This window comes from Gemmobacter sp. LW-1, from assembly GCF_001303875.1.
Taxonomy (GTDB): Bacteria; Pseudomonadota; Alphaproteobacteria; order Rhodobacterales; family Rhodobacteraceae; genus Gemmobacter; species Gemmobacter caeni.
In genome coordinates this window covers 42040-54977 of record NZ_LJSC01000033.1, presented here as the reverse complement: position 1 = coordinate 54977, position 12938 = coordinate 42040, and the positions used below count along the sequence as shown (strand labels likewise).

The window sequence follows — 12938 nt, the reverse complement described above, 5'->3', positions numbered from 1 at the left end:
AATGTTGTGATGCGGTTGAGGTTTGGGAGATTTTTGAGATCGATGTTCCATCTGCGTGCGTTGTAGATTTGTGGGACGAGGCAGATGTCGGCGAGCGTGAGGGTTTGTCCGATGCAGTGGTTTCCGGTGTCGACCATGTTTTCGAGGGCGATGAGGCCCGGAGTGATCATGTCACGCATCCAGGTTTCCATAGTGATGCCGCCGTTTGACTGCGCGACTGCGTAGCGGGCGACGCGGAGGTTGCAGACGGGGTGGATATCCATGGCGATGGCATGTGCGACGGCGCGGATGCGGGCGCGGTTGGCGGCGGGTCCCGGGAGGAGGCCGAGGCCGCGGGTCTCGTCGAGATATTCGATGATGGCGAGGGATTGGGTGAGGGTGAGGTCGTCGATTTCGAGGACGGGGACGAGGCCCTGCGGGTTTCGGGCCAGGTGCTCCGGGTCGCACTGCTGGCCTGTGGTCAGGTCGACGGGGAGGCTGTGCCAGGAGAGGCCGGCGAGGCCGAGGGCGATGCGCAGGCGGTAGCTGGCGGAGGAGCGCCAGTAGTCGAAGAGGCGGATCATGGGCGGCGCTCCTGGCGGTGTTCTGTCCTGCGGGCTGCGGGTCAGGGTCCGGGGGGTCGGGTCTGTTCGTTGCATTTGCAATAAATAGCTTGACTTTGTTGCATATGCAACTAATTATCCGCACATCCTGCCGGAGGGCAGCATGAACGGAGGCCGCGCCATGACGAACCAGACCCTGCCGGGCGGGATGATCCGCTCGACTGCCGTGACCGGCCCGCATGCGGGTTACATGCCGGGCTTTGGCAATGACTTCGAGACCGAGGCGCTGCCGGGGGCGCTGCCGCAGGGGCAGAACAGCCCGCAGAAGTGTGAATACGGTCTTTATGCCGAGCAGCTTTCGGGCACGGCCTTCACGGCGCCGCGGGGGCAGAACGAACGGACCTGGTGCTACCGGATCCGGCCTTCGGTGAAACATGTGGGCCGGTTCACGAAGATCGCGGTGCCTTACTGGAAATCGGCGCCGCATATCGACCCGGATGTGATCTCGCTGGGGCAGTACCGCTGGGACCCTGTGCCGGTGGGGGACGGGGCGCTGACCTGGATCACGGGGATGCGTACGATGACGACGGCGGGGGATGTGAACACGCAGGTGGGCATGGCGAGCCATGTCTATCTGGTGACGCAGTCGATGGAGGACGAGTATTTCTTCTCGGCCGACAGCGAATTGCTGGTGGTGCCGCAGGAGGGCAGGCTGCGCTTCTGCACGGAACTGGGCATCATTGACCTGGAGCCGAAGGAGATTGCCATCATCCCGCGCGGTCTGGTCTACCGGGTGGAACTGCCGGACGGCCCGGCGCGGGGCTTCGTGTGCGAGAATTACGGCCAGAAGTTCGACCTGCCGGGCCGCGGCCCGATCGGGGCGAACTGCCTTGCCAATCCGCGCGACTTCAAATGCCCGGTGGCGGCCTTCGAGGACCGCGCGGCCCGCAGCCGCGTGGTGATCAAATGGTGCGGCCAGTTCCACGAGACCTTCATCGACCACAGCCCGCTGGATGTGGTGGCCTGGCACGGCAATTACTGCGCCTACAAATACGACCTGCGCACCTACAGCCCGGTGGGCGCCATCCTGTTCGACCATCCCGATCCGTCGATCTTCACGGTTCTGACCGCGCCCTCGGGGCAGGAGGGGACGGCGAACATCGACTTCGTGCTGTTCCGCGACCGCTGGATGGTGGCCGAGCACAGCTTCCGCCCGCCATGGTATCACAAGAACATCATGTCCGAGCTGATGGGCAACATCTATGGCATCTATGATGCGAAACCGCAGGGTTTTGTGCCGGGGGGCATCTCGCTGCACAACATGATGCTGCCGCACGGGCCGGATCGCAACGCCTTCGAACATGGGTCGAACGAGCCGATGGTGCCGCATTACCAGGCCGAGACCATGCAGTTCATGTTCGAGACCCGCTTCCCGCAGCATCTGACGGAATTTGCCGCGAAAGAGGCGCCGCTGCAGGACGATTACGTCGATTGCTGGGACAGCCTTGAAAAGAAATTCGACGGCACGCCGGGGATCAAGGCATGACGCAGCAAAGCTGGCTGGCCTCGGCGCAGGGCGACACCGACTTCCCGATCCAGAACCTGCCCTGTGGCGTCTTCGACGATGGCCGGGGCGCGCGGATGGGGGTGGCCATCGGGGATATGATCCTCGATGTGGGCGCGGTGGATCACGGGCTGGACCCGGCGCTGTTCGCGGCCCCCGCCTGGAATGCGGTGATGGCGGCGGGGCCTGCGGTCTGGGCGGCGCTGCGGGCACGGCTGACCGACCTTTTGTCGGACCCGGCGCATCGTGCCATGGTGGCGCCGCATCTGGTGCCGCAGGCGGGCGCGCGGCTGCTGATGCCCTTCGCGGTGGCGGAATATACCGATTTCTACGCCGGCAAGAACCATGCGGTGAATGTGGGCACCATGTTCCGCGGCGCCGAGAATGCGCTGCCGCCGAACTGGCTGTCGATCCCGATCGGCTATAACGGCCGGGCCTCGTCGGTGGTGGTCTCGGGCACGCCGGTCACCCGGCCCTGGGGGCAGGTGAAGGGGCCGGACGAGGCGCTGCCGCGCCTTGCGCCCTCGGCGCGGTTCGATCTGGAACTGGAGATGGGCGCCATCGTCGGCCAGCCGTCGCAGGGCATGGTCTCGGTGGCCGAGGCCGACGAGATGATCTTCGGCTATGTGCTGCTGAACGACTGGTCGGCGCGTGATATCCAGGCCTGGGAATACCAGCCGCTCGGGCCGTTCCAGGCCAAGGCGACGGCGACGACGATCAGCCCCTGGATCGTGATGAAAGCGGCGCTGGAGCCGTTCCGCGTGGCGACGCCCGCGCGCGAACGCCCGCTGCTGCCCTATCTGCGCGAGCCGGGGCCGATGCTTTACGACATCGGACTGACGGTCAGCCTCGCCCCCGGGGGCAAGGCCGAGACCGTGATCGCGCGCACCAATTACCGCGAGATGTATTATTCGGCGGCGCAGCAGCTGGCGCATCACACGACCTCGGGCTGTGCGATGCGGGTGGGCGATCTGCTGGGGTCGGGCACCATCTCGGGCACCGCGAAGGACGCGCGCGGCTCGCTGCTGGAGCTGAGCTGGGGCGGGAAGGAACCGCTGACGCTGGAGACCGGCGAAACGCGCAGCTTCCTTCAGGACGGCGATACGCTGGTCTTGCGCGGCGCGGCGCAGGGCGCGGGCTACCGCATCGGATTTGGCGATTGCGCGGGGCAGGTGCTGCCCGCCATCGAACTGCCCGGCTGGGCGAAGGAGTGAACCATGGCCAAGGCCTTTGCCTCGCAGGGCGACCTGTCTGAAAAGAAGATCAGCTTCACCGAAATCGGCGAGGGGCTTTACGCCTTCACCGCCGAGGGTGACCCCAATACCGGCGTGATCATCGGCGATGAGTCCGTGATGATCGTCGAGGCGCAGGCGACGCCGCGTCTGGCGCGCAAGGTCATCGACTGCGTGCGCTCGGTCACCGACAAGCCGATCAGCCATGTCGTGCTGACGCATTACCACGCGGTGCGGGTGCTGGGCGCCAGCGCCTATGGCGCGCGGGAAATCATCATGTCCGACGTGGCCGCCGCCATGGTCGAGGAGCGCGGGCAGGAGGACTGGGACAGCGAGTTCGGCCGCTTCCCGCGTCTGTTCCAGGGGCACGAGGAAATCCCCGGCCTGACCCGCCCGACCACCACCTTCTCCGACAGCATGACGGTCTGGCTCGGCCGCCGCCGGGTGGACATCATGAAGCTCGGCCGCGCCCATACCGCCGGTGACGCGGTGATCTGGGTGCCCGATCAGGAGGTGATGTTCACCGGCGATATCGTCGAATACCATTCCGCCTGCTATTGCGGCGACGGCCACTTCACGGACTGGCCCGAAACGCTCGCCAATATCGCGGCCTTTGAGCCCCGCGCCATCGCGCCCGGCCGCGGCGACGCGCTGGTGGGCGAGGAGATGGTCGCCAAAGCCATCGCCAATACCGCAGACTTCATCCGCTCCACCTACAAACCCGTCGAACGCGTCGTCGCCCGCGGCGGCTCCCTCAAAGAAGCATGGGACGCCGTCCGCGCCGCCTGCGACCCCAAATTCGCAAACTACGCCATCTACGAACACTGCCTCCCCTTCAACGTCGCCCGCGCATACGACGAAGCAAAAGGCATCGACACTCCCAAAATCTGGACCGCAACCCGAGATCAACAAATGTGGGAAGCCCTGCAAGGCTGATCCCTTCGGGGGTCGGCAACCCCGGCCCCCGCTCCCGACATTTCCCCGGAGGATGCTGACGTGCTGAACGATCGTTACAGCCTGGCTTTCAAGCTATACCCCTACGAACGCTCCTCTGATCAGGATGCGGCGCAGCCCGTGCGGCATCCGGTGGTCATCGTCGGCGGCGGCCCCATCGGCATCGCCACGGCGCTGGATCTGGGCCAGCAGGGCATCCCCGTGCTGGTGCTGGACGATCACGAGGGCATCGGCATGGGCAGCCGGGCCATCTGCTTTGCCAAGCGCACCCTTGAGATCGCCGACCGCTACGGTTGCGGCAGGCCGATGGTGGAAAAGGGCGTGGTCTGGAACCTTGGCAAGGTGTTCCACGAGGATCGCCAGATCTATGACTTCAACCTGCTGCCCGAGGCCGGGCACAAGTATCCGGCCTTCATCAACCTGCAACAGCCCTATTTCGAGCGCTTCATGGTGGAGCGTGTGCGTGAATTGCAGGCCACCGGCGCACCGATTGAAATTCGCGGCAAGAACCGGCTGGACGCCATGGAGGTGAAGGACGATCACGTCGTTCTGGACATCATGACGCCGGAAGGACCGTACCGGATCGAGGCCGACTGGCTGATCGGCTGTGATGGGGCCTCGTCCCCGCTGCGCGGCATGATGGGGCTGGATTTCGAGGGGCGGGTGTTTCAGGACAGCTTCCTGATCGCCGACATCCGCATGCACAATGACGATTTCCCGACCGAGCGCTGGTTCTGGTTCGAACCCACGCATGGCGCCGGGGCCTCGACCCTGCTGCACAAACAGCCGGATGATGTGTGGCGGGTCGATTTCCAGATTGGCTGGAACGTCGACCGCAAGGAAGAGATGAAAGAGGAAAACATCCGCCGCCGGCTGGATGCTTTCCTTGGCGAAGGGCTGGGCTATGACATCGTCTGGTCCTCGATCTACACGTTCCAGTGCCGCCGCATGAAGCAGTTCCGCCATGGCCGGGTGCTGTTTGCCGGGGATTCCGCGCATCAGGTTTCGCCGTTCGGGGCACGCGGGGCCAATTCCGGCATGCAGGATGTGGATAACCTCGGCTGGAAACTGGGGTTGGTGCTGAAGGGGCGGGCGCCTGAAAGTCTGCTGGACAGCTATGATACCGAGCGGTGTTTCGCGGCGGACGAGAACATCCTGAACTCCAGCCGTTCCACCGATTTCATCACGCCGAAATCGAAGATCAGCCACACTTTCCGCAACGCGGTTCTGCAACTGGCGGAAAAGCATGCCTTCGCCCGCCCGCTGGTAAATTCGGGGCGGCTGTCACTGCCCTGTGTCTATGACAACGGGCCGCTGAATGGCGAGGATGCCCTGCCCGAGGCCCCCGCGCGCACGCGGCCGGGTGCGCCCTGCCCCGATGCTCCGCTGGCTGATGGTTTCGTGCTGGACAGGCTGGGCGGGGACTTCGTGCTGCTGACAATCGACGCCGATGCGCCGGAACAACTGGATGTGGGGGGCATTGCGCTGCGGCGCGTCAAGCTGTCGGTCAACGATGATGCGACCGGCGCACTGGCAGAGCGGTATCTGGGCGGGGCCACGTCAGCCGTGCTTTTGATCCGCCCCGACCAACATGTCGCCGCCCGCTGGGCCGCTTTTGACGAATCCGCTGTGCGACGCGCCGTTGGTCATGCCTGCGGCAAGGAGTAAGAAGATGGATCTGATCCTGACCCCGAATATTACCGATCCCGATGGTTTCTATGCCCGGCTGATCGCCGCCCATGACGGGCTGAGCGATGAGGAAAGCGCGGCGCTGAATGCGCGGCTGATCCTCGTCCTGGCCAACCAGATCGGGAATGCGGCGGTGCTGGAACAGGCACTGGCCGTGGCACAGGTGGGCAAGTAAGCCCACTGAGGGCGCCGTCGCGAGCCTGTCAGACAGACGGAATGGCCTCTCGGTCGGCCCGCACATGGGCCGCCAGAGCCGTTTCCGGGCGCTCGTCACAAGGTCCGATGGCGGCGCGCAGCCGGTGCAGTTCCGGCGCCATGATGGCGGTCTCGGCAGCTTGTGCCGGGGATGACAGCCGCAGCAGATCCGGCGCGCTCAGTTCCCCGGCGATGATCTGCGCCAGCGCGCCCAGGCTTCGGGCCGCGCCGGAGCCGATGTCAAAAGCTCCCGTTGCGCCTGACAGCAGCAGTGTAACGATGCAGTGCGCCACATGGGCGGTCGAAGCAAAATCGCGGATCAGACCCGATGCGCGGACCTCTGCGGGCTGGCCTTGTCGTATGGCGTCGATCAGCGATGGCACCAGCCTGCGCCGATCCTCGCCCGGCCCATAAAGGTGAAACAGGCGCGCCCAGACCAGCCCGGTGCCACAGACCGCCGCCAGATCGCAATGCAACTCCGCCTTGGCCTGCCCGTAGGGGGTTGAGGGGGCGATCAGACGGTCTTCATTCCACGGTCCCGCGATCTGCGCATCGTACTCTGCACAGGTGCCAAGCGCCAGAACCCTTGTCCCGCCCGCCGCGCAGAACCGGCGTATCAAATCCAGCGATGCAGCCTGCCATGCCGTGTTGGAGGGGGCGGTCCAAAAGCTGCCATGCGGCACCTCCCAGGCGGCGTGGATCAACAGCGGCGCCAGCCCTGCAACACGCGCGCGGTCTTCCTTGCGCAACAGGTCTGCCCGATGCCAGATCACCCCGGTTTGGGCCGGGCCGGGATGGCGGCTGACCGCATGGACCGGGATGCCGCGAAACCGCAGCTCTGCCAGAATGGCCCGACCGACGAAGCCGGTAGCGCCGGTCAGCATAACCGGATCAGCCATGTACAAAATCCGGCCAGTCGCGGTCACGGCCCGAGATGACCGAGGGCGGTGCTGCCCAGCGGATGCCAAAGGCTGAGTCGTCCCAGCGGGCGCCGCGTGCGGCCTCGGGACTGTGCGGCACATCCATCAGATATTCCACCACGGCGCCGGGGGTCAGCGTCAGAAACCCGTGCGCAACCCCGCGCGGCAACAGCAGCGCCGCACCGTTTTCCGCCGAAAGCTCCACCGCATGCCAGCGCAGATAGCCGGGGCTTTCGGGCCGCAGGTCAAGCGCGACATCCTGAATGCGGCCCGCCACACAGCGCACCAGCTTCTGTTCGCCCTTCGGTTCGGCCTGCCAGTGCAGGCCGCGAAGGGTATGAGGAGCCGTATTGGTGGACAGGCTGGCCTGAACGGGCGTGAAATCGACCCCCGCCGCGGCAAAGCTTGCGGCGCACCATGACCGCCGGAAACCGCCCCGCGCATCTTCGTGGCTTTGGCTTTCCACCAGCCAGACGTCGGGCAGGGGCGTCGGGGCCAGCCGCATCAGAGCCGCCGCATTTCCGGCACGGCGGTCCACAGACCCCCGGCAAATCCGGCGCTGCGCAATTGGCCGACGATCTCGGGCGCGATGTTCCAGGGCAGGATCAGAATCTCGTCCGGCCCCATCGCCAGCAATTCGTGCGGGGCGATCACCGGAATATGGCTGCCGGGCAGCAGGCGGCCCTGTTTGGCGGCTGACAGATCGGCCACCGCCAGCAGATCTTTAGGGCGCACCCGCGCGGCATTCAGGAAGGTATTGCCCTTCGCCGCCGCGCCATAGGCTGCTACCTTGCGGCCCATGTCGGTCTTGGCCGCCAGCCAGGCCTGAAAGCCTTGCAGCACCTTGCGGACGCGGGCGTTGAAGCCCTTGTAGAAATCATCGCTGTCCAGCCCGCGCGCTGCCTCTTCCGCGCGCAGCGCCAGAAGCGCGGGCGAGGCCGGGCGCACAATGGCCGAAGCGAGAATGCGCAGGCTGCCGCCATGGGTAGGCAAAGCTTCGACATCGAAGACCTGAAGCCCGTGGCGGGCGAACAGCCGCTCCACCGCCAGCAGCGACCAATAGGCATAATGCTCGTGATAGATCGTGTCGAACTGCACCTGATCGACGAGGTTCAGCAGATGCGGCACCTCGACCGACAGCACGCCTTCGGGGGCCAACAGCAGGGCGAGACCGGCGACAAAGCCGTTGATATCGGGCACATGCGCCAGCACATTGTTGGCCACCACCAGATCGGCGCGGCCATGCCGGGCGGTCAGTTGTCCTGCGGTTTCCGGCGTCAGAAAGGCCACTTCCGTCGGCACATCGGCGGCGCGGGCGACCTCGGCCACATTGGCCGCAGGCTCGATCCCGAGACAGGGGATGCCAGTCGCCACGAAATTCTTCAGCAGATAGCCGTCGTTCGAGGCGACCTCGATCACCAGCGATTCCGGGCCAAGCCCCAGCCGCGCGGTCATCGTATCGCAAAACGCCCGCGCATGACCGAGCCACGATGCGGAGGCAGACGAGAAATAGGCATAGTCGCTGAAAATCGCGCTGGCATCGACCACATGGTCAAGCTGGACCATGCGGCAGGCGGAACAGACTACCGTTCGCAAGGGAAAGCGCGGTTCGGTGGCCCTGTCTGCATTTGGCGGCAGGTAGGAGTTGGCGACGGCCATGGTGCCAAGATCGCACAGGACCGGGCCGAAAGGGGCATCGCAGGCGCGGCAACGGGTTACGGCATCGGCCATGTCAGATCTCCAGATAGCGGCGGATGGCCTGATCGCTGTGCGCGGCCATATCGGTGTCGCGGGCCCAGGCATCATACCAGCGGGCCGTTTCGGTCAGGGCCTGTGCCGTGCCAAGGCGAGGTGCCCAGTTCAGACGGTGGCGGGCCAGACCGCTGTCAAGCGCGAGGCGTGATTTCTCGGGCATCGGGGGCGCGTCGGAAAGACGCCAGTCCAGCGGTCGGCCCGTCGCCGCCTGCCAGCCGGCCAGAAGGTCGCGCACCGGAAGTTCGGCCTCGGCCGGCCCGAGGTTGACGGCCGGCGGGGCATCACCCGTGGCCAGGGTCTCGGCCAGCAGCAGATATCCTGCCACCACATCCAGCACATGCTGGAACGGCCGGGTCGCGTCGGGGTTGCGCAGACGCAGCGCTTTGCCTGCCTGCTGCGCCCGGACCAGATCGGGGATCAGCCTGTCCGGCCCGAAATCCCCGCCGCCGATGACATTGCCCGCCCGCGCCGTCGCAAGCGCGGGCAGATCGGCAAAGCTGGCCCGGTGGCTGGCAACCAGAATCTCGCAGGCGGATTTGGAGGCGGAATAGGGATCATCGCCGCCCAGGGCATCGGTCTCGACGAAGGCGCGGCTGCCGTCATTGCGGTAAACCTTGTCCGAAGTGACGATGACCGCCGCTGTGGCACCGGAGCCGCGCAGGGCCTGCAACAGGTGCAGGGTTCCGGTGACATTGCTGTCCCATGTGCCTTGCGGATCACGGTATCCGGTCGAGACGATCGCCTGCGCCGCCAGATGCAACACGACCTCCGCCCCGGCGACGGCCTGCCTGACCGCCCCGGCGTCCCGCAGGTCGCCGCGCAGATCCCGCGCCAGATCCTGGGCCACGTTCAGTGCCCCGAAGGCCGCAGGCCCGGCTGCGGGGGGGAGGGCGAAGCCGGTGACATCTGCACCAAGCGCGGCCAGCATCCGCGCTGCCCAGGCACCCTTGAAGCCGGTATGCCCCGTCAGCAGCACGCGGCGCCCGGCCCAGAACCGGGGATCGGGGCGCCTTACCACAGCTTCCACGGCGCCCGGCCCTCTTCCCACAGGCTCTGCAACTGATCGCGGTCGCGCAGCGTGTCCATCGGCTGCCAGAAGCCGTGATGGTCGAAGGCCATCAACTCGCCATCCCGCGCGAGGCTCTTGAGCGGCTCCTGCTCCCACACGGTCATATCGTCCCTGATCCGGTCCAGCACTTCCGGCGACAGAACAAAGAAACCACCGTTGATCATGCCGCCGTCGCCTTCCGGTTTCTCGGTAAAGGCGCCGACAAGATTGCCTTTCCGCTCCAGCGCCCCGAACCGGCCCGGCGGCGTTACGGCAGTAACCGTGGCCTGCCGCCCGTGTGCACGGTGAAACGCGACCGCGGCACCGATGTCCACATCGCCGACCCCATCGCCATAAGTCAGACAGAAGGCAGGGTCATTGCGCAGCAGGTGCCCGACCCGCGCCAGACGCCCGCCAGTCTGTGTTTCCTCGCCGGTGTCGATCAGCGTCACCCGCCAGGGTTCGGCGGCGGGCCGCAGCACTTCGACGGCACCATTGGCCAGATCGACCGTAAGGTCCGAGGAAAGCTGCCCGTAGTTCAGAAAGTATTCCTTGATCTGCCAGCCGCGATAGCCAAGGCAGATGATGAAATCCTGAATACCATGCGCGGCATAGATCTTCATGATATGCCACAGGATCGGGCGGCCACCGATCTCGACCATGGGCTTGGGTCTCAGCCCGGTTTCTTCAGAAAGCCGCGTGCCGCGCCCGCCTGCCAGAATGACTGCCTTCACTCGGATGCCACCTTTCTGGCCAGATCATAGAAATTCCGGGTGAACCGCGCGGGCTGGCCCAGAGGGTTCGCGGCGATCTGCGCGCGCAGGCCGTGGCGCAGCGCAAGGCGGCGGGCGGGATGGGCCACCAGACCGGCGGCGGCGGACACATAATCGGCGACCGACAGCGTCGCCAGATCGCCCAGCCCCGCATTGGACAGGTTCGAATAGCTGAGCCGCTCGGGAAAGCCCGCGCCGACAAGGCTGACCGTGGGCACCCCCATCCAGAGCGCCTCGCAGGTCGTGGTGCCGCCGACATGGGGCAGGGTATCCAGCGCGATGTCGATTTCGTTGTAGTGGCGCATATGATCGCCACGGACACCGATGAACTCCAGCCTGTCCGGGTCGACATCGCGGCGGGCGAAGGCGGCTCTCGCCCCCGCGACAAAGCTTCCGACCCCGGCTTCGGGCCGCAGGAACAGGAACCGCGATCCCGGTACGACCCGCAGTACCGCCGCCCAGGCGTCCAGACAGGCGGGGGTGTATTTGTACGGATTGTTCGCCGTGCCAAAGGTCAGATGGCCCTTGCGCGTCTGCGGCGTGCCCTCCGCGATCTCGTGCGGCCAGAACAGTCGCGACAGGGCGACCCAGGTTTCCGGCATCGCGAAGGGCCGTTCGATCAGCAGGCGCGGGTCTTCGGGCTGGATATAGGGATCGGTCAGGATCAGGTCGATCTGTTCCAGCCCCGCCGAATGCGGATAGCCCAGCCAGCTTGCCCCCAGACGCGCGGGCCGTCGGGCCATCACCTCCAGCTTGTTCATCGCCGTGGACCCGCCGAGTTCGAACAGGATATCGAGTCCGTCCGCCGCGATCCCTTCGGCCACCTGATCATCCGGGCGCTTCGGCCAGTGACGAAAGCCGGTCACCTGCGCTTCAAGATGACGCTGCACCTGATCGGGTTCCTTCTCGCTGAAGGAATAACAGAAGACTTCGACCGCATCGCGGTCATAGTTTTCCAGCAACGGCAGGGTGAAATAGGTGATCGGATGGTGCCGCAGATCGGAGGACATGAAGCCCACGCGCAGCTTGCGGCCACCGGCAAGCGCCGGCAGGGCGACGGGCGGAACCGGGGTGATCTGGCGGGCAACTCGGCGTCCCCATTGCCGATGCCAGTCCACCAGCTTCAGCCGGTCGTCCAGGGTCTGCACCTGCCCCAGTTCGTAGTGAACCGAGGAATGCAATCCTTGGGCCTGCCAAAGTGGCAGCAGGCTGTCCAGGCTGCCGGTCTGCGCCATCCGGTCTTCGTCCAGCACCCGTTGCAGGATGGTCCGCAGGGTACGCGCGGCCTCGGGGATACGCGTTGGAAACCGTTCCATCAGCTGTTTGGCCAGGTGGTAGGCCCGTTCGATATGATCCGCCTCGTTGCCATACCGGCTGCGCGACAGGCTTTCGGTCAGCCGGTCCAGCGCCACGAAACTGTCGGGATGACCCGCGACTGCCCGTTCCAGCGCCCGGTTCACCTGTTCGCGATCACTGTCCCCGATCAGGTTGGCCAGTTGCAGGTTGGCGGCCAGATGTGCCGGGTCCTGCGCCAGAACCGCGTTCAGGATGGCCTGAGCCCGTGCCACATCGCCGCTGCGAAAGGACAGCCGCGCGTCGATGACAGCCAGTTCGCTGTCCCCGGGCCGCTCTTCGCACAGCTTTACAATCAGGGCGCGCGCCTCGTCCACGCGCCCGGCAACCTGAAGCGCCTGAACCAGAAACGCCGTCATCTCGGTATCGCGCGGCGCCAGAGCCAGGCCACGCCGGAAGGAATCGCAGGCTTCCTCTGTTTGCGACAGTGCCATCTGCTGACGCCCCAGAAGCCGCCAGAGCGTTGCCGATGTCGGCTCGATCTTCAGGGCGCTGCGGAAACAGGCCGCCGCCTTATCCGGCTGGCCCAGAGCCTCATAGACATTGCCAAGGTTCTGCCAGGGTGACCGGTCATGCGGGCGCAGCTTGCGGGCAAGCTCCAGAACTTCGGCAGCCTTTCCAAGCCGCCCGGCGCGTTTCAGCAGAACCCCCATCAGATTGACAGTGGCGCCATCCTTCTGCGCCTTGGCAAACAGAGGCTTGAAAGCTTCCACTGCCTCGGCGTGGCGGCCCAGTTCGGACAGGGCAAGCGCATGGCCGCGCGCCGTCAGCCGTGTCGAGGCGCCTGCTGCCCTTGCCTGGGCAAAAGCGGTGACCGCACCCTGAAGATCCCTGCGATCCAGCGCCTCCTGCGCGGAGGCAAGGGCAAGCTCGGCGGGGGTCAGGCGGATGTCTTTCATGTGCTGCGGCACCG

The 12938-nt window shown here is 65.8% G+C and carries 12 protein-coding genes; 5 read left to right on the top strand and 7 right to left on the bottom strand.

Going from position 1 to position 12938, the window contains the following annotated elements:
• On the bottom strand, window positions 1-563 hold a 563-nt coding region (gene maiA, locus AO684_RS06985; RefSeq protein ID WP_054302023.1), incomplete at its 3' end, for a maleylacetoacetate isomerase.
• Window positions 564-723: 160 nt separating this feature from the next.
• Here maiA and hmgA point away from each other — a divergent pair.
• The 5 genes from hmgA to AO684_RS06960 are packed head-to-tail and all read left to right on the top strand — an operon-like array spanning window position 724 to window position 6156.
• The gene (hmgA, locus tag AO684_RS06980; protein ID WP_054301983.1) at window positions 724-2088 is read left to right on the top strand and encodes a homogentisate 1,2-dioxygenase; all 1365 of its coding nucleotides are present in this window, start codon (window positions 724-726) and stop codon (window positions 2086-2088) included.
• Entirely contained in the window at window positions 2085-3320 is a 1236-nt protein-coding gene (fahA, locus tag AO684_RS06975) for a fumarylacetoacetase (RefSeq protein ID WP_054301969.1), read from the top strand. The genes hmgA and fahA overlap by 4 nt, the downstream gene beginning before the upstream one ends.
• A gap of 3 nt (window positions 3321-3323) precedes the next feature.
• Window positions 3324-4274 (top strand): MBL fold metallo-hydrolase, encoded by a 951-nt coding sequence (locus AO684_RS06970; protein WP_054302022.1) that lies wholly within the window; start codon window positions 3324-3326, stop codon window positions 4272-4274.
• A 60-nt stretch (window positions 4275-4334) separates the two neighbouring features.
• A complete protein-coding gene (locus AO684_RS06965) occupies window positions 4335-5960 on the top strand; it encodes an FAD-dependent oxidoreductase (RefSeq protein WP_054302021.1) in 1626 nt (541 codons plus the stop codon).
• Window positions 5961-5964: 4 nt separating this feature from the next.
• Window positions 5965-6156, top strand: coding sequence for a DUF2783 domain-containing protein (locus AO684_RS06960; RefSeq protein WP_054302020.1), 192 nt, complete (start codon window positions 5965-5967; stop codon window positions 6154-6156).
• A 28-nt stretch (window positions 6157-6184) separates the two neighbouring features.
• On the opposite strand, the gene AO684_RS06955 is transcribed toward AO684_RS06960, so the two are convergent.
• Genes AO684_RS06955 through AO684_RS06930 form a run of 6 tightly spaced genes read right to left on the bottom strand, consistent with a single transcriptional unit; the run spans window position 6185 to window position 12924 of the window.
• The gene (locus tag AO684_RS06955; RefSeq protein WP_054302019.1) at window positions 6185-7075 is read right to left on the bottom strand and encodes an NAD(P)-dependent oxidoreductase; all 891 of its coding nucleotides are present in this window, start codon (window positions 7073-7075) and stop codon (window positions 6185-6187) included.
• Window positions 7068-7601 carry a dTDP-4-dehydrorhamnose 3,5-epimerase family protein gene (locus AO684_RS06950; protein ID WP_054302028.1) on the bottom strand — a complete coding sequence of 178 codons (534 nt, stop codon included), beginning with the start codon at window positions 7599-7601 and terminating at the stop codon, window positions 7068-7070. The genes AO684_RS06955 and AO684_RS06950 overlap by 8 nt, the downstream gene beginning before the upstream one ends.
• Entirely contained in the window at window positions 7601-8827 is a 1227-nt protein-coding gene (locus AO684_RS06945) for a class I SAM-dependent methyltransferase (RefSeq protein WP_054302018.1), read from the bottom strand. Before AO684_RS06945 ends, AO684_RS06950 begins: the two co-directional genes overlap by 1 nt.
• Window position 8828: 1 nt before the next feature.
• Window positions 8829-9878, bottom strand: a complete 1050-nt coding sequence (gene rfbG / locus AO684_RS06940) for a CDP-glucose 4,6-dehydratase (protein ID WP_200907795.1) — start codon at window positions 9876-9878, stop codon at window positions 8829-8831.
• The gene (gene rfbF / locus AO684_RS06935; RefSeq protein ID WP_054302017.1) at window positions 9863-10633 is read right to left on the bottom strand and encodes a glucose-1-phosphate cytidylyltransferase; all 771 of its coding nucleotides are present in this window, start codon (window positions 10631-10633) and stop codon (window positions 9863-9865) included. The genes rfbG and rfbF overlap by 16 nt, the downstream gene beginning before the upstream one ends.
• Window positions 10630-12924, bottom strand: coding sequence for a tetratricopeptide repeat protein (locus tag AO684_RS06930; protein WP_054302016.1), 2295 nt, complete (start codon window positions 12922-12924; stop codon window positions 10630-10632). Before AO684_RS06930 ends, rfbF begins: the two co-directional genes overlap by 4 nt.
• Between the last annotated feature and the right edge of the window lie 14 nt (window positions 12925-12938).